The organism is Pantoea sp. AG702 (assembly GCF_003182295.1).
Taxonomy (GTDB): Bacteria; Pseudomonadota; Gammaproteobacteria; order Enterobacterales; family Enterobacteriaceae; genus Pantoea; species Pantoea ananatis.
Genome location: NZ_QGTU01000001.1, coordinates 1,243,992 through 1,266,336 on the forward strand (window position 1 = coordinate 1,243,992; position 22,345 = coordinate 1,266,336).

Consider the following 22,345-nt stretch of genomic DNA (forward strand, 5'->3'; position numbering starts at 1 on the left):
AGGAGGAGGAAAACATTACTTTTGGTCACGCTTATCGGGAGAATATCATGAGTCACAACCTTGCCTTGCTGTCGCAGGAAGAGAAAGACAAAGTCAATGTCGATCTGGCTGCAGCAGGCGTTGCTTTTAAAGAGCGCTACAACATGCCTGTCGTGGCAGAAATGATCGCCAACGAACAACCTGAAGCCCTGCGGGAGTGGTTTCGTCAGCGTTTAATGCATTACCGCCAGGCCTCTCTCAACCTGTCACGCCTGCCCTACGAGCCTAAACAGAAATAATGATGCTACGCGTTATCGATACGGAAACCTGCGGACTGCAGGGCGGCGTGGTTGAAGTTGCATCGGTAGATGTGATCGACGGCCAAATCGTCAATCCAATGAGCGATCTTGTCTCACCCGATCGCCCCATCAGTCGTCAGGCCATGGCCGTGCACCGCATTACTGAAGCCATGGTAATGGGCAAACCGCCGATTGAAGAGGCCATCCTGCGCTACCACGGCAGTCCCTTTTACGTGGCCCACAACGCCAGCTTTGACCGCCGGATGTTGCCGGAAATGCACGGCGAGTGGATCTGTACCATGACGCTGGCTCGTCAGCTATGGCCCGGCATTAAATACGGTAATCAGGCGCTCCGGCACAGCCTCAAGCTGGATGTGACGCCGCCAGCGGATTTGCATGCTCATCGGGCGCTGTACGACTGCTACGTGACGGCCGCGCTGCTCATTCGAATTATGGAACTGTCCGGCTGGCGTGCGGACGAAATGAGTCTGCGCTCGCAGCCTGCCGCGCAGCGTGATGATGTGCTGCCGTTTGGCAAATATCGTGGTCAGGCGCTGGCCGTGGTGGCCCGAAAAGATCCGGGTTACCTGAAATGGATGCTGGATAACGTGAAAGATTTGCGCCCACCGTTACGGCAGGCGCTGCGCAAGTGCCTTAGTCAGCTTCCGTAAGCGCGGCCGGAGGCAAACTGCCCTGAGCAAGGGCGATGATGAAGGTGAGCTCCAGGGCAACGCCTTCATAGGCCTTGTAGCGCCCAGACTTACCGCCATGCCCCGAGTCCATATCGGTGCAGAGCAGCAGCAGGTTATCATCGGTTTTATATTCACGCAGCTTAGCCACCCACTTTGCCGGTTCCCAGTATTGCACCTGTGAATCATGCAGGCCGGTTGTCACCAGCAGGTGGGGGCAGGTTTTCGCCGCAACGTTGTCATATGGGCTGTATTGCCGGATATAGCGATAGTACTCCGCGTCATTCGGATTACCCCACTCGTCATATTCCCCGGTCGTCAGTGGAATAGACTCATCAAGCATCGTGGTGAGCACATCAACAAAAGGCACCTGCGCAACCACACCGTGATAGCGCGTGGGCGCCAGATTCATGACTGCGCCCATCAGCAATCCCCCTGCACTTCCTCCCATCGCATAGAGCCGGTCCGGGTGCCCGAATCCACGCGCCACGAGCCCGTTTGTCACGTCGATAAAATCGGTGAAGCTGTTCATCTTATTGAGCAGGCGGCCACCGTCATACCACTGCTGCCCCATCTCCCCGCCGCCTCGCACATGCACCAGCGCATAGATGAACCCGCGGTCCAGCAGGCTGAGTCGACTGACGCTAAAGTCAGCGTCCATGCTACTGCCATAGGCGCCATAGCCATACACCAGCATGGGGTTCTGCCCTTTCTGAAAATGGGTGCGGTGGTACACCAGCGAGACCGGCACTTCTGTGCCGTCAGAAACGGTGATCCAATGGTGCTCGCTTTTGTACTCATCCGGATTGAAGTCTTTGACCGCACTTTGTTTTAAGATGCGACGTTCCCCCGTATCCATATCCAGTTCAAACAGCGTGGCGGGCGTGGTCATGGACGAATAGCCATAGCGCAGCTTACTGGTGCGCGGCGTAGGATTGTAAGCCAGCCAGGTAACGTAAGTGGGATCGTCAAACGCAATGCCGCTGGTTTCTCCCGTCTCCCAGTTGATTTGCCGCAGGCTGGTCAGCCCACGCTGGCGCTCCTCTACCACCAGCCAGTCACGAAAAAGCTGGAAATCCTCCATTACGATATGGTCGCGCGCGGGGATCACGGTTTGCCAGCGCGCTTCATCCAGATAATGGCTACGGTAGAGTCCGAAATTTTTACCCTCGCGATTCGAGCGGATGAAGAACGTGTGATCATAATGATCAAGACTGTATTCATGATCGCGCCGCCGGGGCAAAAAAACCTGCGGAAGGGCGTCCGGGAAATCCGCATCGATCAGCTGAATCTCGCTGCTGCTGGTGCTGTATAGCACGATCAGGATGAACTGTTTCGACGTGGTTTTATGAATGCTGAGGTGATAGGTATCGTCTTTTTCTTCGTACACGAGCCGATCGTCGTGCTGGGGCGTACCCAACTCATGCCGCCATAGCTGATAAGGCAACAGGGTTTGCGGATGTTTACGAACGTAATAGAGGGTGCGTGAATCATTCGCCCACGCAAAGCTGGACGAGGCATCGTTAAGCACTTCCGGATACCAACTCCCACTGTCCAGATTGCGAAAACGAATGCCGTACTGCCGCCGGGAAAGGAAGTCCTCTGCCACTGCCAGCACCCGGTTATCCGGGCTGATGTGCAGTGCGCCCATAGTATAAAAATCACTGTGTGATGCGCGCTGATTCGCATCCAGCAGCAGTGTCCACGGGTCGCTCTCATCGCTGTCAGCGGGCTGTCGGTAATAGGCGGCATATTCATTGCCGCTTTCATACCGGCTTTGATAGCGATAACCATTTTTCACATAGGGTACTGAGTGGTCCTGCGGCGGCAGGCGATCGATAATCTCATGCAGAATGCGATTCTGTAAGGGCTGTTGTGAGCCCATGATTTTCTGGCCGTAATTGTTCTCAGCGCGTAAATAGTCCAGCACCTCGCTGTTTTCACGCCTGTCGTCACGTAGCCAGTAATAATTGTCGATGCGCGTTTCGCCATGCAGCGATAATTCGTAAGGGATTTTTTTTGCGCTCGGTGCTTTCATGTCATCCGTCCCGCTGAATGTAATGAACACTAAGCGTGGCACTAATGTAAAGAGATGCCAAGTAAAGTGAAGGTAATGTGAGGTTGTGCAGGGCCATATCGCTGGCCCTGTGCGGTTAGCCCGCTTTCTGCTGCAGGATATCCTGCTGAATGCCGTCACGCACATCGTGCGGGATTTTTAGCGCATCGCCCAGGGCGGAAAGATAGCTGCGCTCCATGAAGTGGTCCACATCAATGGCGGCGCAGCTCAGAAAATAGAGTTCAAGCGCCTCTTCTTCATTTTTGACGTCCGCCGCGAGCCACTCGGGGTCCAGCGGTCGCTGCATGGCCTGCTGGATGAGTTTTTCGGCATCCTGACCATAGCCAGCCTCGTGAATATTATGCTCAATCGCCGCGCGTTCCCGATCGTCAATATGGCCATCGCTTTTAGCAGCAAAAACCAGCGCGGTCACCAGCCGCTCCGCCCGCTGATCCACTGGCGTTTGCAACGCACCAAAGCCGGGATCGTTTTGATGCGTTTCGCGTACCCGCTGCTTATATTTGTTCCACAGCACGGCACCCGCCGCGGCCCCGCCGCCGATAATCAAAGCCTGACCGCCATATTTCGTTAACAACTTTCGGGATGACTTACTGGCCACCAGCATGGCTGCCAGCCCGCCTAAAGCCCCCGGCGCCAGCATATCGCTTAATCCTCCGCTGGATTTACCCTCGCTGCTTTTTTTAGCCAGTACCGATTGAATCTGTTGCAGCCAGTTGTTCATCATCATCTCCCTTTACCATTCAGAAACAACATCATTACCAAAAAGATGTCAGGAAACGTCAGAGCAGGAAAAGTAGCGCAAACCCAGGCAAACAAGCTGAAGGGTGAGAACGCAAACGTTTTCGTATATACTGCGCGCGCATTTTGACTGCTTCGATTTTAGGGGAATTTATGACGACTCTTGGAACTGCGCTGCGCCCTGGTGCAACGCGCGTAATGCTGTTGGGCTCCGGTGAACTGGGGAAAGAAGTTGCGCTGGAATGTCAGCGCCTGGGTGTGGAAGTGATTGCCGTTGACCGCTACGCTGATGCACCTGCCATGCATGTTGCTCATCGCAGCCACGTGATTAATATGCTGGATGGTGACGCGCTGGCCGCGGTGATTGCGCAGGAAAAGCCTCACTTCGTCGTACCCGAAATTGAAGCTATTGCGACTGAAAAACTCCTGGAGTTGGAGCAGCAAGGCCAGCACGTCGTGCCGACGGCCCGCGCGGCGCGCCTGACCATGAACCGCGAGGGCATTCGCCGTCTGGCAGCAGAAGAGCTCGCGCTTCCCACTTCCCACTACCGTTTTGCCGACAGCAAAAATAATTTCGTGTCTGCCGCCGCCGAAATTGGTTTTCCATGCATCGTGAAGCCAGTGATGAGCTCTTCAGGTAAAGGTCAGAGCTTTATCCGGGATGCCAGCCAGCTGGAAAAAGCCTGGGACTATGCGCAGCAGGGCGGCCGTGCGGGTGCCGGGCGCGTTATCGTGGAAGGCGTGGTGAAGTTTGATTTTGAAATCACCCTGTTAACGATCAGTGCCGTTGACGGCATTCATTTCTGTGCCCCCATTGGTCATCGCCAGGAGGACGGGGATTACCGTGAATCATGGCAACCTCAGCAAATGAGTGAGCTGGCGCTGCAGCGTGCGCAGCACATTGCGGAAACCGTGGTGAAAGCGCTGGGTGGCTATGGGCTGTTTGGCGTAGAGCTGTTTGTCTGTGGCGACGAAGTGGTGTTCAGCGAAGTCTCCCCTCGCCCGCACGATACCGGTATGGTGACGCTGATTTCACAAGATCTGTCTGAATTCGCGCTTCATGTGCGTGCGTTCCTTGGCCTGCCGATTGGCGCCGTTCGCCAGTATGGTCCTTCCGCGTCAGCTGTTATCCTGCCGCAGTTGACCAGTCAGAACGTGCAGTTCGTCAATGTGGAGGCGGCATTGGGTTCAGGTTTGCAGCTGCGCCTGTTTGGCAAACCTGAAATCGACGGTCAGCGCCGTTTAGGTGTTGCCCTGGCCAGTGCGGATACAACTGAAGAAGCCGTTGCGCGTGCCGTTGCCAGCGCGGCGGCTGTCAGCGTTCAGGGATAGTACCATTGCGGTGAGTCAGTGACTCACCGCTCGCGTTTGACTTCCCGCCGGAGATTACTCCGCGCCAGCGACAGCGTCGCGCGCCAGTTGCGTGATTCGCTGCCAGTCGCCCGCTTCCAGTGCATCGTTTGGCACCAGCCAGGAACCGCCGATACAGAGCACGCTTTTGAGAGCCAGATAGTCGCGGTAATTTGTCGGTGAGATACCGCCCGTCGGGCAGAAGCGTACCTGAGGGAAAGGCCCGCCGATGGCCTGCAACGCTTTTACTCCACCGTTCGCTTCCGCAGGGAAAAACTTGAATTCCCGCAAACCATAGTCCATGCCGGTCATCAATTCTGACACGGTGCTAATGCCGGGAATCAGCGGAATCGGGCCTTCAACGGCGGCCTTAAGCAGAGACTCGGTAATCCCCGGGCTAATGACGAACTGGGCACCCGCCTGCGTGACTTCCTGCAGCTGTTGGGTGTTAAGCACGGTGCCGGCTCCCACAATGGCGTCAGGTACGTTTTTAATGATGGCGCGCAGGGCATCCATCGCCACAGGGGTGCGCAACGTGACCTCCAGTACCTTGACGCCACCGGCGACCAGGGCCTGAGCCATGGGAACGGCATGTTCCAGCTTGTTAACCACAATCACCGGCACGACCGGTCCGGTTTTCAGAATCTGTTCGGCACTCGTTTTCCAGTTTTTCATCACGTCCCCTGATGGATAACATTGGGAGCAGCACGGCGAGGACATCGCCAGGTCAGCCCGGTTAACAGCGCTACTACCATACAGGATCCGCCGTTTGCCCGTCTATGACCGGGAAAGATTTTTAAAACGGCAGTTCATTTTTGAGAGTTGGTGCAAAAAAAAGCCCGCTCGCGGCGGGCTGGGTGGTTATTCAAATTCGTTCCAGGAGCGGCCATCACGCGTAATCATTGCCACAGAGGCCACCGGCCCCCATGTTCCCGCCTGATAAGGCTTGGATGAGTCGCCGTCGGCTGCCCAGGCATCGATGATGGAATCCACATAGGTCCATGCCGCTTCCACTTCATCGCGACGCACAAACAGCGCCTGAATACCGCGCATGGATTCCAGCAATAAGCGCTCATAGGCATCGGCCAGATGAGACTGATTGAAGGTTTCTGAATAGCTCAGATCCAGCTTGGTGGTTTGCAGTTTGTGTTTATGATCAAGACCAGGCACTTTGTTCAGGATCTCAATATCCACGCCTTCATCAGGCTGCAGGCGAATAGTGAGTTTGTTCTGCGGCAACTGGGAGTAGGAATCCTTAAACAGGTTCATCTCCGGGTTTTTGAAATACACCACGACTTCTGAGCATTTGGTCGGAAGACGTTTACCGGTACGCAGGTAGAACGGCACGCCTGCCCAACGCCAGTTATCGATGTCCACGCGAATAGCCACAAAGGTTTCGGTGGCGCTAGTCTTATTGGCACCCTCTTCTTCCAGATAACCTGGCACTTTCTTGCCCTGAACGAAGCCAGAGGTGTACTGACCACGTACCGTTTTTTCGCGGACGTTGGTTTGATCGATAGGACGCAGCGAGCGCAGCACTTTCACTTTTTCATCACGAATACTGTCGGCGCTGAGATCGGAAGGCGGTGACATGGCGATCATCGTCAGAACCTGTAACAGATGGTTCTGAATCATATCGCGCATCTGGCCCGCTTTATCAAAGTAGCCCCAGCGTCCTTCAATACCCACTTCTTCCGCTACGGTAATCTGCACGTGATCGATCGTGCGGTTATCCCAGTTATTAACAAAAATGGCATTAGCAAAGCGCAGCGCTAACAGGTTAAGAACCGTTTCTTTGCCCAGATAGTGGTCAATACGGAAAACCTGACTCTCATCAAAGTACTCACCCACGCTGTCGTTAATTTCTTTTGAGGTTTCCAGCGAGGTACCGAGCGGTTTTTCCATGACAACACGCGCGGGTTTAGCGTTCAGCTTTGCCGTGCCCAGTCCCTGACAGATCGCACCGAAGGTGCTGGGCGGCATGGCAAAATAGTTAATGGTGGTACGGCTTTTCTGGTCCAGCATCTTACCCAGGCGTGGGAAGTGCGACGTATCGTTTACATCAAGGTTACAGAAATCGAGACGGTTGCTGAGCTTGTCCCAGAGTGCTTCATCGATCTTTTCCTTCATGAAGGTTTCTAACGCCTCACGCACCACTTTGGTGTATTCGGCTTTATCCCACTCGGCACGGCCCACGCCGATGATGCGGGTTTCTTCATGAATCTGGCCCGCTTTCTCTAACTGATACAGCGAGGGCAATAGTTTACGACGGGCGAGATCGCCTTTGGCGCCGAAAATTACCAGATCGCATGCCTGGGCTATTTGTGTTACCGCCATTTTCCTCTCCTCGTTGCAGGATTGTCCCGGTGGCGTTGCGTCCTGAGCACCGGGTCCAAGTTGTCATTTTCTTTCAGCACAATGTACTTTTTTCCCCAGGCCAGGTAAACCAGCCTGCGGCGTCACGACGCTAACTCTGCACCCAATTAGCGTCTGGGGTATGTTGACACGTGCGCTTTCAGTTATTTTTCTGTGTCAAATATTGTCTGGCTAAAATCCAGTACGGGCCTGATTATCGCAAAAAAAAGGGCCGCAAACTTATCAGACCTTGCGCCCACCTCGGTCAGGCGGGGTATATTCTCCGTTAATTTCCTGTAACAACAGTAATTATTCATATTAACAGATATTCCACGCTTATCAGGTCAGGACTATGTTGGATAAAATTCGGGTGCAGATGAGTGCGCTCAGTAAGTCAGAGCGTAAAGTGGCACAACATATCCTTGCTTCTCCGGAGCAGGCGATACATTCCAGTATTGCTACGCTGGCACGGGCGGCGGAAGTGAGTGAGCCCACCGTCAACCGGTTTTGCCGCCATCTTGGCACGGCGGGTTTTCCCGACTTCAAGCTTCAACTTGCTCAGGCGCTGGTCAAGTCCCCTAACTGGCTCAGTCGGGACGTGCAGGAAGATGACAGCGTTGAGCGTTACAGTGAGAAAATATTCGATTCTGCCCTGGCCGGGCTTCAGCGGGTGCGGGAGCATCTCGATCTTGCCGCGCTGCAGCAGGCCGTGAGCCATCTGACGCATACCGATAAAATCACTTTTTTTGGTTTAGGTGCCTCCGCTGTGGTGGCACACGATGCCTTCAACAAGTTTTTACGCTTCAACCTGCCGGTTATCTGGTCAGATGATGTGGTGATGCAGCGAATGAGCTGTATCAACAGCCGCGACAACGAGGTGTTTGTTTTGATCTCTCATACCGGCCGTACCCGCAACATGGTTGAGCTAGCGCAGATGGCAAAGGCCAACGGCTCGACCGTTATCGCCATTACCTCAGCCGGATCGCCACTTGCCCATGAAGCCTCGCTGGCGCTGCTCGTCGATGTGCCCGAGGATACCGATATCTATCTGCCGATGGTGTCCAGGCTGGCTCAACTCACCGTGATCGACCTGCTGGCGACCGGTTTTACCCTGGAACGGGGGCCCGCTTTCAGGCAGAACCTGAAGCGGGTAAAAGAGGCGCTAAAGTCATCTCGTTACGACAAACCTGCCATTGCCGATAACGATAGCGTCTGATCTCTGCGCCCTGGGTTCATTTTCCCGATACCGCGTAAAAGCGATCGGAAAAGTGACATCATATGCGCCTGGTCAATTAAGCTTTCGCTAATGCCGTGAGGGGGATGACTTCCTTGATGAGTCTCAGTATTGTATCTAACAAAATCGCCCTTTCTCGACAGGGTTATGGCGCAGTGCCACAGTTCTGACACACTCGAATGTATAATAATACCTCTGTGTGGTAAGCAGTATCTGATGGGCTAACACCTTAAAATGTAACGATTCAGCTCAGTTCCAAACTCCAAAGGAATCCCTATGTCTCGACGTTTAAGAAGAACCAAGATCGTAACTACCCTCGGCCCAGCCACTGACCGCGACAACAACCTCGAAAAAATCATTGCAGCTGGCGCCAACGTCGTGCGTCTTAACTTTTCTCACGGCACGGCTGAAGATCATCAGTTGCGTGCTGATAAAGTCCGTCAGATTGCCGCAAAACTGGGACGTCATGTTGCCATTCTGGGCGATTTGCAAGGCCCTAAGATCCGTGTCTCGACCTTCAAAGAAGGCAAAGTGTTCCTGAACGTCGGCGATCGTTTCCTGCTGGACGCGGCGATGGGTAAAGGCGAAGGCGACAAAGAGCGCGTGGGCATCGATTATAAAGGTCTGCCTGAGGACGTGGTGCCTGGCGATATTCTGTTGCTGGATGATGGTCGCGTACAGTTAAAGGTGCTGGAAGTTCAGGGCGTAAAAGTCTTTACTGAAGTTACGGTAGGCGGCCCGCTCTCCAACAATAAAGGGATCAACAAACTGGGCGGCGGGTTATCAGCCGAAGCCCTGACCGAAAAAGACAAAGCAGACATCATCACCGCAGCCAAAATCAATGTGGATTACCTGGCCGTTTCTTTCCCGCGCTGTGGTGAAGACATGCACTATGCGCGCCGTCTGGCGCGCGACGCAGGCTGTGATGCGCTGATGGTGGCGAAGGTAGAACGTGCTGAAGCCGTTGCCTCGCAGGAGGCGATGGACGACATCATTCTGGCCTCAGACGTGGTCATGGTGGCCCGTGGCGATCTTGGCGTTGAAATCGGCGATCCGGAACTGGTGGGTATTCAGAAGGCGCTTATCCGCCGCGCCCGTCAGCTTAACCGTACCATCATCACGGCAACCCAGATGATGGAATCCATGATTACCAATCCAATGCCCACCCGCGCTGAAGTCATGGACGTTGCCAACGCCGTGCTGGACGGCACCGATGCCGTGATGCTCTCTGCTGAAACCGCCGCAGGCCAGTACCCGGCTGAAACGGTCGCGGCGATGGCAAAAGTGTGTCTGGGTGCAGAAAAAATCCCCAGCGTGAACGTCTCTAAACACCGCCTTGACGTGCAGTTTGACAACATCGAAGAAGCCATCGCGATGTCAGCCATGTACACGGCCAACCATCTGCAGGGCGTGACCGCCATTATTACGATGACGGAATCAGGCCGTACGCCGTTGATGACCTCGCGCATCACCTCTGGCCTGCCGATTTTTGCCATGTCGCGCCACGAGCGCACGCTGAACATTACGGCGCTGTTCCGTGGCGTAACGCCGGTATTCTTCGACAGCAATAATGAGGGCGTAGCAAACGCGCACGACGCGGTTAATCTGCTGCGTGATAAAGGCTTTCTGCTGTCGGGTGACCTTGTCGTGGTCACCCAGGGTGATGTGATGGGCGCAACCGGAACAACCAACACAGGTCGTGTGCTGCGCGTCGATTAATTCCGCCTTTTTCCCATCACCTGTATTACCATTGGAAACGCGACTGCCCTGCAGTCGCGTTTTTGTTTTTCCACAAGGAGGCCAGATGGCCCGTTATCAACCCATCAGCCAGCTTACGGGGCGCATAATGCTGTTCCCACTGGCTATGGTGCTCTACGAGTTTGCAACCTATATTGCGCACGACATGATCCAACCCGGCATGTTACTGGTCACCGCCGAATTCAACGTTGGCGCAGAATGGGTATCAACCTCTCTGACGGCCTACTTACTGGGCGGCGTCGTGCTCCAGTGGTTACTCGGCCCGCTATCGGATAAATATGGCCGCAGGCCCGTGTTGCTATTCGGCATTCTCTTTTTTGCGTCCGCCTGCATTCTCACAACCTGGGTAAGCGATATTCAGCAGTTTGTCAGCCTGCGTTTTGTGCAGGGTATCAGTCTGTGCTTCATCGGCGCGGTGGGCTATGCCGCTATTCAGGAAGCGTTTGAAGAAGCTTTAGCGGTGCGGATTATGGCGCTCATGGCGAATGTGGCCCTGCTCGCCCCGCTCGCCGGACCGCTGGCGGGTGCAGCCTGGCTAACGGTAGGCAGCTGGCGCAGTATGTTTTGGCTGTTTGCCGCCTGCAGCGCCGTGGCTTTTCTCGTTTTATGGCGGGTGATGCCTGAAACCGCAGGCGATCGCACTCAGTCTGTTGCGCTGCCCGTGCTCGCACGTAATTACGGCCGTCTTTTGAAAGATCGCCAGGTGATGTATGGCTCCTTTGCTATCGGGCTGGTATTCATTCCCATTCTGACCTGGGTTGCCTTGTCACCCGTGATTTTAATGCGCGATGAGGGCCTTTCCCGCATGCAGTATGCCCTGCTCCAGCTTCCGGTTTTTCTGGCGATGATTGCGGGCAATGTGACGCTGAGTAAGGTGGTAGGCCGCATGCCGATAGAGCAGCCAGTAAAGTTTGCGGCATGGCCGATACTACTGGGCCTGAGTCTTGCCCTTTCAGCTACCCTGATTGACGCGCACAGTTATCTCTTTATCACGGCGGGACTGAGTTTGTATGCCTTTGGCGGCGGCATGGTCAATGCAGGACTTTATCGTCTGACACTGTATGCCAGTGATGAAGGAAAAGGCAGCGTGGCGGCCATGCTGGGCATGGTCAGTATTCTGACCCTGGCTATCGGCATTGAGTTAGCGAAGCACTTCTATTTCAACGGCGGGGTCATCTGGTTTAGCCTGATCAACTTTATCAGCGGCGTGATGTGGTTTGGGCTGGTGCTGATGTTCCTGCGTGAACGTAAACGTCACGCCAAAGTAACGCCTTTCTGAAGCTTTCAGGCCGCAATGCGGCCTGATGATTATTTACGTGGATAAAGCTCGTCGCGCGAGTAAGGTTCGATATCACCTTCTTTGCGAGTTTTCAGCAGCTTGAGTATCCAGGTATATTGTTCCGGATGCGGACGCACAAACACCTCCACCTCCTCATTCATCCTGCGCGCCAGTTGGCGGTCATCCGCGTCAAGTAAGTCGTCCATGGGAGGGCGAACATAAATTTCCAGTTTGTGACTTTCACCGTTATAGACCGGAAACAGTGGTACAACGCGGGCACGGCAGACTTTCATTAGTCGCCCCACCGCGGGCAAAGTGGCTTTATAGGTCGCAAAGAAATCGACAAACTCGCTGTGCTCCGGACCGTGATCCTGGTCAGGCAGATAATAGCCCCAGTAGCCCTGACGAACCGAACTGATAAACGGCTTGATGCCATCATTGCGCGCATGCATACGGCCACCAAAGCGGCGACGGACACGGTTCCAGACATAGTCCACCAGCGGATCGCTCTGATTGTGGAACATGGCTGCCATCTTTTGGCCCTCTGAGGCCAGCAGCATAGCAGGAATATCGACAGCCCAGCCATGCGGTACCAGAAAAATAACGTTCTGCTTGTCGGCCTGCAACTGGTCAATAATTTTCCGACCGTGCCACTCAACGCGCTGACGAATTTGTGCCGGATCGCGCATCCCCAACTCAGCCATCATGGCCATCGCCTGTGGCGCAGTGGCAAACATCTGATCAACGATCGCATCGCGTTGATATTCGCTTAATTCAGGCAGGCAATAATAGAGATTAATCAGCGCACGACGACGCGCGCCTTTCGCCAGCTTTCCGGCCATTTTGCCCAGCCGCCCCAGAAGCGGATCGCGCACGGTGGCGGGCATCAGGGCGATGCCTGCCAGTGCACCAATACCCAACCAGCTGCCCCAGTATTTAGGCTTTAAAAAAGATCGTTCAAAAACGGGAATAAATTCGCTGTTATTTTTTTTACGGGTTTCCATGCACTCGCCTCAATCAATGACGGGCTAATGATAGTGGCGACGAGTAAATTTGCAATCATCCTGCGCCAGAGATAAAAAAATCGACGGCAATGCCGTCGATTTTAGCGAAAAACTTACTTCAGCCCTAGCTGAGGTAGCCAGCCTTTCACCTGGGTAAGGTACTGCGTCCGTTCTTTACCGGTCAGGCCTTCCATACGCGGTAGCTTAGCCGTTAAGGGATTGACCGCCTGGTTATTAATCCAGATCTCAAAGTGCAGGTGCGGGCCAGTAGAACGGCCTGTGTTGCCTGACAGCGCAATGCGGTCGCCACGCTTCACTTTTTCACCTGGTTTCACCAACACTTTCTTCAGGTGCATGTAGCGCGTCATGTACTGACGACCATGCCGGATAGCCACATAGTTTCCGGCGGCGCCGCCGTTTTTCGCCACCACGACCTCACCATCACCGACCGCCAGCACAGGCGTACCGATCGGTAAGGCGAAATCAACGCCTTTGTGCGGCGCAATGCGACCCGTCACAGGATTAAGGCGGCGGGGATTAAAGTTAGAGGACACTCGATACTGTTTGACGGTGGGGAAGCGCATAAAGCCGCGCGCCAGTCCTGCACCGCTGCGGTCATAGAACTTGCCGTCATCAGCACGGAAGGCGTAATAATCTTTACCGCCACTGCGCAAACGCACCCCCAGCAACTGGCTTTGTGCGCTCTTGCCGTCCATCATTTCACGCGACATCAGCACGCTAAACTTATCGCCTGCCCGCAGCTTACGGAAATCCATCTGCCACTGCATCGCTTTGATCACGCTGCTGGCTTCGCCACTGGTTAGACCGGCCCGACGGGCACTGGCGGCAAAGCTGCCGTGTATCTCACCCTGCATCACGCTGTTGCGCCATTCGCCCTGCTGCATCTGCGACTGCATTTTGAAGCCGCCGCTATCCGTGCGCGTATAGGTGCGGGTTTCACGACGCGAAATTTCCCAGCTAAAGGTGTTCAGCGCGCCGTCATCGTTTAATGTCCAGCTGAGCTGCTGCCCGACCTGCAAATTCCGCAGATCGCGATCGCTGGAGACCAGGGCGTTAATGTCCCCCATATCAATGCCGTACTGATTAAGTGCACTGCTCAGGGTATCGCCAGAAGAAACCGTGTATTCATGCGTGCCGGCACTGTCGGCGACGTCCTGATCGACATCATCTGCAGGGAGTTCTTCATCCGGCTCTGGGGTACTTTGGTCGATGGGTTCACTGGCTTCGGGAAGCAGTGTACGAAATTCGTTTTTGTCCAGTTCGATGGTTTTGACGATGGGCGTCACATCATTACTGGGATGGTAGACGTAAGGCCGCCAGACGGCGACGGCCAGAGTCACTACGGTTAACGATCCCAGCATAACGCGGTGGGGGCGCGGCAAATTATTAAATGCGAGGGCGACAGAGCGGGCTATCTGCTGCACGTTGAACTATTCCTCTATGCTCCTTTCAGGCAGGTCTCATACTGGCTCGACAGCTGTGAGAGGAATTTCACATAGCTGTCTTTTCCTAAGCTGATGTCTGTACCCAGCGGATCAAGCGTGCCTTTACGCACCTGGGTTCCACGGGCAACAGCATCGATGACCGCCGGCCTGAATTGTGGCTCAGCAAAGACGCAAACGGCCTTTTTCTCAACCAACTGTGTTCGAATTTGATGTAAGCGCTGTGCACCCGGCTGAATCTCAGGGTTAACGGTAAAATGCCCGGTGGGCGAGAGACCGTAGTGTTTTTCAAAGTACGTGTAAGCGTCGTGAAAAACGAAATACCCTTTATCTTTAACGGGGGCAAGCTGTGAGATAATGCGCTTATCTGTGTCCGCTAATTCTGCCTCAAAATGCTGCAGGTTGGCGTCAAGTTTGGCTTTATCCTGCGGCATAAGTTCCAATAATTTTCCGTGGATTGCAACCGCGGTTTTTTTCGCTATCTCTGGTGACATCCACAAGTGCATATTAAACTCACCATGATGGTGATGATGCGCTTCATCATGATCGTGCTCTGCGTCATCATGGTCGTGATGATCATCGTCTTCACCTCCACGCAGTAGCAAGGGTTTTACGCCGGAAATTTGCACGATCTCAAGATTCTTTTTTTCCGGCAGAGACGCCGCAGATTTTGTCATGAAGGCTTCCATTTCAGGGCCAACCCAAACAACTAAGTCCGCGTTTTGTAAGCGTTTTACATCAGAGGGGCGCAGGGCATAATCGTGTTCGGATGCGCCATCCGGCAGCAAAACCTCCACGGGTGTGACGCCGTCAGCAATGGCCGAGGCGATAAACCCAACGGGCTTAATGGAGGCCACAATATCGGCATGAGCGGGTAAGGCAGCAGAGGTGGCGAAAGCCATCGCCGTCAGGGTCAAAAAGCCCCCTTTTTTATTATGTAACATAATGCGTCATTCCTTCGTCATCAACAGATTGGATGTGATATTATAACATTCGAAATTCTGTGCAACCTGTAAATCTTATGCCATCACTTGTCACACTTGAAAACGTATCCATCAGTTTTGATCAACGTCAGGTCTTATCTGGCGTGAGTCTGGAACTTCATCCTGGTAAAATTTTAACCCTGCTCGGTCCTAACGGCGCGGGCAAATCGACGCTGGTCCGGGTGGTGCTTGGCCTCCTTGCGCCCTCCTCCGGTCGGGTCAGTCGCAGTGCGGGCTTACGCATCGGCTACGTGCCACAGAAGCTGCATATCGATCCCACGCTGCCGGTCACGGTCGAACGTTTTATGCGCCTGTCGCGCGGTGCGCGCAATCAGGATATTTTGCCTGCCCTGAAACGCGTCCAGGCGGGTCACCTGTTGACCTCGCCGTTGCAGAAACTGTCGGGCGGCGAAACGCAGCGCGTGTTACTGGCTCGCGCCTTGCTCAATCAGCCTCAGTTGCTGGTGCTTGATGAACCGACGCAGGGTGTGGATGTCAACGGGCAGGTCGCGCTTTACGATTTGATCAATCAACTGCGACACGAGCTGAACTGCGCCGTGCTCATGGTTTCCCATGATTTGCATTTAGTCATGGCGAAAACGGATGAGGTCCTGTGCCTTAACCATCACATTTGCTGTTCAGGTACGCCTGAGGCGGTGTCGCAGCATCCCGAATTTATTGCCATGTTCGGCCCGCGCGGTGCGCAGGAACTGGCTATTTATCGTCATCACCATAATCACCGTCACGACCTTCAGGGACGTATCGTATTACGCAAAGGACCGGGTCCATCATGATTGAATTACTGCTTCCGGGCTGGCTGGGCGGCGTGATGCTGGCGCTGGCGGCGGGCCCCCTGGGCTCTTTTGTCGTCTGGCGCAAGATGTCGTATTTCGGCGACACGCTGGCGCATGCCTCACTGCTCGGCGTCGCCTTTGGTTTGCTGCTCAACGTCAACCCTTACTATGCCGTGATCCTGGTCACGGTCTGTCTGGCACTGGGTCTGGTCTGGCTTGAGCGTCGCCCGCATCTGGCGATAGATACACTGCTAGGCATCATGGCGCACAGTGCGCTTTCGCTCGGACTGGTCGTGGTGAGCCTGATGTCGAACGTGCGGGTGGATTTGATGGCCTACCTGTTTGGCGATTTGCTGGCGGTAACGCCCAGCGATCTCTGGGCCATGGCTGCAGGTGTGATATTCGTGCTGGCCGTTATGGCCTGGCAGTGGCGCGCACTGCTGTCGATGACAATCAGCCCTGAACTGGCACAGGTTGACGGCGTGAATATTCAACGCACCCGGCTGATGCTGATGCTGGTAACCGCATTGACGATTGGTGTGGCGATGAAGTTTGTTGGTGCGCTGATCATCACATCGCTGCTGATCATTCCGGCTGCCACCGCCAGGCGCTTTGCGCGTTCACCCGAAATGATGGCGGCAGTGGCCGTACTGATTGGCGTGATTGCCGTGACCGGCGGCTTAACCTTCTCGGCGTTTTATGACACGCCCGCCGGCCCTTCCGTCGTGCTGTGCGCCGCCATCCTTTTTCTCTTCAGCATGGTGCGCAAACCGGCGCTGTGATCAGGCTTCTTTGGTGATACCAAAGTGGCGATAGGCATGCTGCGTGGCCATCCGGCCGCGCGGCGTGCGCTGAATAAAGCCCTGCTGAATTAAAAACGGCTCAATCACGTCTTCGATGGTTTCCCGCTCTTCGCCAATCGCTGCCGCCAGGTTGTCCAGCCCGACCGGCCCACCGGTGAATTTATCGATAATGGCCAGCAACAGTTTTCGATCCATATAATCGAAGCCTTCGCTGTCCACGTTCAGCATATCCAGCGCCGTCACCGAGACATCACCACTCAGTACACCGTTCGCGCGCACCTCAGCAAAATCCCTTACCCGACGTAACAGGCGATTGGCAATACGTGGCGTTCCGCGTGACCGGCGGGCGATTTCCAGGGCGGCTTCTTCACTGAGTGCCAGACCAAGGCAGGCGGCGCTGCGTCCCACAATGTGCTGTAAATCTTTTACCTGATAAAACTCCAGACGCTGCACGATGCCGAAGCGATCGCGCAGGGGTGACGTCAGCGAGCCTGCCCGCGTGGTGGCGCCAATCAGCGTAAAGGGCGGCAGATCCAGTTTGATGGAACGCGCAGCCGGGCCTTCACCAATCATAATATCCAGCTGATAGTCTTCCATAGCCGGATAAAGTACCTCTTCCACGACCGGTGAAAGACGATGGATTTCATCAATGAACAGCACATCGTGAGGTTCGAGGTTGGTCAGCATCGCGGCCAGGTCGCCCGCTTTTTCCAGCACCGGGCCGGAGGTCGTGCGCAGATTAACGCCCATCTCGTTGGCCACAATGTTGGCCAGCGTCGTTTTGCCCAGCCCGGGAGGGCCAAAAATCAATAAATGATCCAGCGCATCACCACGCAGTTGTGCTGCCTTGATGAAAATTTCCATCTGCTCACGCACCTGCGGCTGGCCCACATATTCGGTCAGCATCTTCGGACGAATGGCGCGGTCGAGGCCCTCTTCTTCGTTAATGCTGGCAGCGGAGATCAGGCGATCGGCTTCAATCATGAATTACCTCAAATAGCGGCGCGGAGCGCTTCACGGATCAACGTTTCGCAATCCGCGTCAGGACGGCCAACTTTGCTGATCATGCGGCTCGCTTCCTGCGGTTTATACCCCAGCGACACCAGCGCTGCAACCGCTTCCGATTCTGCATCGTTGGTCTCTGGCTCCGGGCCCGGCGTGGTCAGCGTAAAGGCCGAATCGCCGCCAAACAGATCGCCATGCATGCCTTTAAAGCGGTCTTTCATTTCCACCACCAGACGCTCAGCGGTTTTCTTGCCCACGCCCGGCAGTTTAACCAGCGCGGCAATCTCTTCCTTTTCAACCGCCGTCACAAACTGCTGTGCCGACATGCCCGACAGAATGGCCAGCGCCAGCTTAGGCCCAACGCCATTGACTTTAATCAACTCACGGAACAGTGCACGTTCCTGCTTGCTGTTAAAGCCAAACAGCAACTGTGCATCTTCGCGCACCACAAACTGAGTAAAGATCACCGCCTCGTGATTAAGATCGGGCAGCTCATAAAAACAGGTCATTGGCATATGGACTTCATAGCCGACACCGTGCGCCTCCAGCAGCACCAGCGGTGGCTGCTTTTCCAGAATAATGCCCCGTAAACGACCAATCACCTGAAGCCTTCCTTATCCAAAGTATGTGGCGGAATTTATACCATAAAAAAGGCTGGATGAATATCCAGCCTGATAGCGATGACGACGTAAGGGTTGTTAACTCTGACGCAACCGGCCGCGGGTCAGCACCAGCTTGCTGTCACTCATGCGCGCCGCGTTTTGGGCCACGTGACAGTGCGTGATGGCGATAGCCAGCGCATCGGCGGCATCGGCCTGGGGATTCGCCGCCAGTTTCAGCAGCGATTTCACCATGTGTTGCACCTGACTTTTTTCTGCGCCACCGGTGCCAACGACCGTTTGCTTGACCTGGCGCGCGGCATATTCAAACACCGGCAGATCATGGTTAACCGCCGCCACAATCGCGGCCCCCCGCGCCTGCCCCAGTTTCAGGGCAGAATCGGCATTCTTCGCCATAAACACCTGCTCGATAGCAAAAAAATCCGGCGAGAACTGCGTAATGATTTCGCATACTCCGGCATAGATCAGCTTCAGACGCGCAGGTAACTCTGTTGTGTTGGTACGAATACAGCCGCTGCCCAGATAAGTGAGCTGGCGGCCAGTCTGACGAATCACCCCATAACCGGTCACGCGTGAGCCAGGGTCAATCCCTAAAATAATCGACATGACGCGTCTCCAGCCTAAGCGTGCAGCGGTACAGCATTAAAGCGTTTCCGCCACCTCGTCGGAGATTTCGCCGTTATGGTAAACCTCCTGCACGTCGTCACAGTCTTCCAGCATATCGATCAGGCGCAGCAGTTTAGGCGCGGTTTCCGCATCCATTTCAGCTTTGGTCGAGGGGATCATGGCCACTTCCGCGGAGTCGGCTTTAAAGCCCGCCGCTTCCAGCGCATCGCGCACCGTGCCCATCTCTTCCCATGCGGTAAACACGTCAATCGCGCCGTCATCGTAACCGACCACGTCTTCTGCGCCCGCTTCCAGCGCCGCTTCCATCACCGCATCTTCGTCATGACCGGGTGCGAAGGAGATTACGCCTTTTTTGCTGAACAGATAGGCGACGGAGCCATCGGTACCCAGGTTGCCGCCCGTTTTGGTGAAGGCGTGACGCACTTCGCCCACGGTACGGTTGCGGTTGTCGCTCAGGCACTCAATCATGATGGCCGACCCGCCCGGACCGTAACCTTCATAAATGATGGTTTCCATATTGGAGTCATCTTCGCCGCCTACGCCGCGTGCAATGGCACGGTTCATGGTATCGCGCGTCATGTTATTAGACAGCGCTTTATCCATTGCCGCACGCAGGCGCGGGTTGGAGCCCGGATCGCCGCCGCCCAGTTTGGCAGCCGTGACCAGCTCACGAATGATCTTCGTAAAGATTTTACCGCGCTTGGCGTCCTGAGCGGCCTTACGGTGCTTGGTATTCGCCCATTTACTGTGTCCAGCCATGTTGCATTTTCTCCGATCTTTTACTGGGTGCAGGCTATCTTACGTGCGAACGTGTCCCCAGGCCGTGCCCGCAATTCCCACGTACAGAAGTACGATCCGTTGCGGTGCGCTGGCGGTGGACACCCTCGCGGCGCCGATTACGCCTGACTGTCGATATTGTTCGGTGCGTTCATTGAAAACCCACCCGATTCATAAAACCTAATGCCTTCGCCACGGGAAAAACGCGCAGCGGCGAGCATTCAGATAAATTCTTCAATCGCCTGGCGATTACTCCAGGATTTCGTGAGGGCAGCGGCGGCGGCGGGATCGAGCCAGCGCGCGGCAAGATGCTCGGTGAGCAGCAGATCACGCTCTGTAGGCAAGGCCAGCCTGAACCAGTGTTCACGGTTGTGCGTCGTGCCCGGCGCATAACGATGACGATAGTGCGGGAAAATCTCAAAGTCGATTTCACGCTGACAGTCTTCAATCGTTAGCTGCTCGGCCTTTACATCAATCCCCAGCTCCTCACCGACTTCTCGCTCGGCCGCCTGCAGCGGACACTCATCCGCTTCCAGGCTGCCGGTGACCGATTGCCAGAAATCCGGGTCGTCACGGCGCTGCAGCATTAACACCCGGCCACTGTCCTGCGCCACAATCACCACTAACACAGAAACCGGATGTTTATACGGCATTACTTCGTCTCAGACTTGTCTTTCTTGACGACCTGAATGCCTAACTCAAGCAGTGACGCCGGATTCGCTTCGCTTGGCGCTTCCGTCATCATGCAGGCCGCTGCCGTGGTTTTCGGGAACGCGATAACGTCACGAATATTGTCGGTACCGGTTAACAGCATCGTCAGGCGATCCAGACCAAACGCCAGGCCTGCATGCGGCGGCGTGCCGTACTTCAGTGCATCCAGCAGGAAGCCGAACTTCTCACGCTGTTCATGCTCTTCAATGCCCAGAATGCTAAACACGGTCTGCTGCATGTTTCCGTTGTGGATACGCACAGATCCGCCGCCGACTTCATAACCGTTGATCACCATGTCGTAAGCATTCGCTACGGCCTGGGTTGGATCGGCTGCCAGCTGTTCCGCACTCATCTCTTTCGGTGCCGTAAACGGATGGTGCATGGCAGCCAGCCCACCTTCGTCATCTTCTTCAAACATCGGGAAGTCGACAACCCATAGCGGCGCCCAGGCTTTGTCGTCGGTGATTTGCAGGTCACGTCCCACTTTCAGGCGCAGTGCGCCCAGCGCATCGGCCACCACTTTGGCACGGTCGGCACCAAAGAAGATGATATCCCCATCCTGCGCGCTCGTGCGGCTGAGGAGGGTTTCAACGATATCGGCATTAAGGAATTTCGCTACCGGGCTCTGTACGCCCTCCAGGCCCTTCGCACGTTCGTTTACCTTCATCCAGGCCAGGCCTTTGGCACCGTAAATCTCAACAAATTTGCCGTATTCATCAATCTGCTTACGGCTCAGCTGCGCGCCGCCGGGAACACGCAGCGCGGCAACACGGCCTTTCTCGTCGTTAGCCGGGCCAGAAAATACCTGGAACTCAACGGTTTTCAGCAGGTCGCCCACGTCCACCAGCTCCATGGGATTACGCAGGTCGGGTTTGTCTGAACCGTAGCGATGCATGGCTTCGGCAAAGGTCATCTGCGGAAACTCACCCAGATCCACGCCCTTCACGCTCTGCCAGAGTTCGCGAATCATGCGCTCCATAATTTCACGCACCTGAGGTGCGGTCAGGAAGGAAGTTTCCACATCGATCTGCGTAAATTCGGGCTGACGGTCTGCGCGTAGGTCTTCATCACGGAAACATTTAACAATCTGATAATAGCGATCGAAACCCGACATCATGAGCAACTGTTTAAACAGCTGCGGTGACTGAGGCAGCGCATAAAATTTGCCTTTGTGCACGCGGCTCGGCACCAGGTAATCGCGCGCGCCTTCCGGGGTGGCTTTCGTCAGCATCGGCGTTTCGATATCCAGGAAGCCAGCGTCATCCATAAAACGACGGACAAAACTGGTGATCTTAGCGCGAGTCTTTAAGCGCTCAACCATTTCAGGGCGGCGCAGATCCAGATAACGGTACTTCAGACGTGCTTCTTCGCTGTTGGTCTGGTTAGAATCCAAAGGCAGTGGTTCAGCACGATTGATGATGTTCAGCGCGTGGGCAAAGACTTCTACGTCACCCGTGGCCATGTCGCTGTTTCTGTTTTTTTCGTCACGGGCACGCACGGTGCCGGTAATCTGGATACAGAATTCGTTACGCAGTTCAGATGCCAGTTGGAAAGCGTCTTGATGATCGGCATCGAAAAAAACCTGTGCGATGCCTTCACGGTCACGCATATCGATAAAAATCAGGCTTCCCAGATCGCGACGACGGTTGACCCAGCCGCAAAGCGTGACTTGCTGACCTACATGAGACAGATTGAGCTGTCCACAATACTCTGTACGCATAACACTATCCTTTTAACTTCGCCGCTGCAGCTGACAGCACCAGGCCGCGTCACCTTGTAGGGTGCTGTCGCAAAAAAGGC

At 55.0% G+C, this 22,345-nt stretch carries 21 protein-coding genes; 8 read left to right on the forward strand and 13 right to left on the reverse strand.

The genetic code is table 11. The annotated features are described in order from the left end of the window. Positions 1-47: 47 nt before the first annotated feature. The gene (locus tag DFO57_RS05950; RefSeq protein ID WP_089517302.1) at positions 48-278 is read left to right on the forward strand and encodes a DNA polymerase III subunit theta; all 231 of its coding nucleotides are present in this window, start codon (positions 48-50) and stop codon (positions 276-278) included. Beyond that, the gene (gene exoX / locus DFO57_RS05955; protein ID WP_015700171.1) at positions 278-949 is read left to right on the forward strand and encodes an exodeoxyribonuclease X; all 672 of its coding nucleotides are present in this window, start codon (positions 278-280) and stop codon (positions 947-949) included. The genes DFO57_RS05950 and exoX overlap by 1 nt, the downstream gene beginning before the upstream one ends. Here the strand turns inward: exoX and DFO57_RS05960 are convergent. Together DFO57_RS05960 and DFO57_RS05965 are read right to left on the reverse strand one after the other, a co-directional pair. Further along, a complete protein-coding gene (locus DFO57_RS05960) occupies positions 933-3,005 on the reverse strand; it encodes a prolyl oligopeptidase family serine peptidase (protein ID WP_014605680.1) in 2,073 nt (690 codons plus the stop codon). The two genes, exoX and DFO57_RS05960, sit on opposite strands and share 17 nt — an antisense overlap. Positions 3,006-3,120: 115 nt before the next feature. Beyond that, the gene (locus DFO57_RS05965) at positions 3,121-3,765 is read right to left on the reverse strand and encodes a tellurite resistance TerB family protein (RefSeq protein WP_110015170.1); all 645 of its coding nucleotides are present in this window, start codon (positions 3,763-3,765) and stop codon (positions 3,121-3,123) included. Positions 3,766-3,935: 170 nt separating this feature from the next. Here DFO57_RS05965 and purT point away from each other — a divergent pair, with 170 nt between their 5' ends. Continuing rightward, on the forward strand, positions 3,936-5,114 hold the full coding sequence (gene purT / locus DFO57_RS05970; protein WP_110015171.1) for a formate-dependent phosphoribosylglycinamide formyltransferase: 1,179 nt from the start codon (positions 3,936-3,938) through the stop codon (positions 5,112-5,114). 54 nt (positions 5,115-5,168) lie between these two features. Here the strand turns inward: purT and DFO57_RS05975 are convergent, their stop codons facing one another. Both DFO57_RS05975 and zwf read right to left on the reverse strand, forming a co-directional pair. Continuing rightward, entirely contained in the window at positions 5,169-5,807 is a 639-nt protein-coding gene (locus tag DFO57_RS05975) for a bifunctional 4-hydroxy-2-oxoglutarate aldolase/2-dehydro-3-deoxy-phosphogluconate aldolase (RefSeq protein ID WP_015700167.1), read from the reverse strand. 186 nt (positions 5,808-5,993) lie between these two features. Continuing rightward, complete coding sequence (zwf, locus tag DFO57_RS05980; protein WP_013026068.1) at positions 5,994-7,469, reverse strand: glucose-6-phosphate dehydrogenase; 1,476 nt, start codon at positions 7,467-7,469, stop codon at positions 5,994-5,996. Positions 7,470-7,839: 370 nt separating this feature from the next. Between zwf and DFO57_RS05985 the strand changes: the two genes are divergently transcribed. From DFO57_RS05985 to DFO57_RS05995, 3 genes are all read left to right on the forward strand, one after another. After that, positions 7,840-8,703: a MurR/RpiR family transcriptional regulator gene (locus DFO57_RS05985; protein WP_105076942.1), complete on the forward strand. Its 864-nt coding sequence runs from the start codon at positions 7,840-7,842 to the stop codon at positions 8,701-8,703. 294 nt (positions 8,704-8,997) lie between these two features. Then, complete coding sequence (gene pyk / locus DFO57_RS05990) at positions 8,998-10,440, forward strand: pyruvate kinase (protein WP_013026070.1); 1,443 nt, start codon at positions 8,998-9,000, stop codon at positions 10,438-10,440. Between the two features lie 85 nt (positions 10,441-10,525). Continuing rightward, positions 10,526-11,758 carry an MFS transporter gene (locus DFO57_RS05995; RefSeq protein ID WP_110015172.1) on the forward strand — a complete coding sequence of 411 codons (1,233 nt, stop codon included), beginning with the start codon at positions 10,526-10,528 and terminating at the stop codon, positions 11,756-11,758. A gap of 29 nt (positions 11,759-11,787) precedes the next feature. On the opposite strand, the gene lpxM is transcribed toward DFO57_RS05995, so the two are convergent. From lpxM to znuA, 3 genes are all read right to left on the reverse strand, one after another. Further along, positions 11,788-12,762 carry a lauroyl-Kdo(2)-lipid IV(A) myristoyltransferase gene (gene lpxM / locus DFO57_RS06000; protein WP_110015173.1) on the reverse strand — a complete coding sequence of 325 codons (975 nt, stop codon included), beginning with the start codon at positions 12,760-12,762 and terminating at the stop codon, positions 11,788-11,790. Between the two features lie 113 nt (positions 12,763-12,875). Further along, positions 12,876-14,207 carry a murein DD-endopeptidase MepM gene (gene mepM / locus DFO57_RS06005; protein WP_013026073.1) on the reverse strand — a complete coding sequence of 444 codons (1,332 nt, stop codon included), beginning with the start codon at positions 14,205-14,207 and terminating at the stop codon, positions 12,876-12,878. Positions 14,208-14,221: 14 nt separating this feature from the next. Continuing rightward, on the reverse strand, positions 14,222-15,169 hold the full coding sequence (gene znuA, locus DFO57_RS06010; RefSeq protein ID WP_013026074.1) for a zinc ABC transporter substrate-binding protein ZnuA: 948 nt from the start codon (positions 15,167-15,169) through the stop codon (positions 14,222-14,224). 77 nt (positions 15,170-15,246) lie between these two features. Between znuA and znuC the strand changes: the two genes are divergently transcribed. Next, a complete protein-coding gene (gene znuC, locus DFO57_RS06015) occupies positions 15,247-16,002 on the forward strand; it encodes a zinc ABC transporter ATP-binding protein ZnuC (RefSeq protein WP_014593885.1) in 756 nt (251 codons plus the stop codon). Continuing rightward, positions 15,999-16,784, forward strand: coding sequence for a zinc ABC transporter permease subunit ZnuB (gene znuB, locus DFO57_RS06020; protein WP_014593886.1), 786 nt, complete (start codon positions 15,999-16,001; stop codon positions 16,782-16,784). Before znuC ends, znuB begins: the two co-directional genes overlap by 4 nt. Here znuB and ruvB read toward each other — a convergent pair whose 3' ends face one another. The 6 genes from ruvB to aspS all read right to left on the reverse strand — a co-directional run bounded on the left by ruvB (position 16,785) and on the right by aspS (position 22,265). Next, positions 16,785-17,789: a Holliday junction branch migration DNA helicase RuvB gene (gene ruvB / locus DFO57_RS06025; RefSeq protein WP_013026077.1), complete on the reverse strand. Its 1,005-nt coding sequence runs from the start codon at positions 17,787-17,789 to the stop codon at positions 16,785-16,787. Between the two features lie 8 nt (positions 17,790-17,797). Then, on the reverse strand, positions 17,798-18,412 hold the full coding sequence (gene ruvA / locus DFO57_RS06030; RefSeq protein ID WP_013026078.1) for a Holliday junction branch migration protein RuvA: 615 nt from the start codon (positions 18,410-18,412) through the stop codon (positions 17,798-17,800). Between the two features lie 96 nt (positions 18,413-18,508). Beyond that, a complete protein-coding gene (ruvC, locus tag DFO57_RS06035; RefSeq protein ID WP_013026079.1) occupies positions 18,509-19,036 on the reverse strand; it encodes a crossover junction endodeoxyribonuclease RuvC in 528 nt (175 codons plus the stop codon). 36 nt (positions 19,037-19,072) lie between these two features. Next, on the reverse strand, positions 19,073-19,816 hold the full coding sequence (locus DFO57_RS06040; protein WP_013026080.1) for a YebC/PmpR family DNA-binding transcriptional regulator: 744 nt from the start codon (positions 19,814-19,816) through the stop codon (positions 19,073-19,075). A gap of 239 nt (positions 19,817-20,055) precedes the next feature. Further along, positions 20,056-20,487 (reverse strand): dihydroneopterin triphosphate diphosphatase, encoded by a 432-nt coding sequence (nudB, locus tag DFO57_RS06045; protein WP_013026082.1) that lies wholly within the window; start codon positions 20,485-20,487, stop codon positions 20,056-20,058. Beyond that, positions 20,487-22,265, reverse strand: coding sequence for an aspartate--tRNA ligase (gene aspS, locus DFO57_RS06050; RefSeq protein ID WP_019105097.1), 1,779 nt, complete (start codon positions 22,263-22,265; stop codon positions 20,487-20,489). Before aspS ends, nudB begins: the two co-directional genes overlap by 1 nt. Between the last annotated feature and the right edge of the window lie 80 nt (positions 22,266-22,345).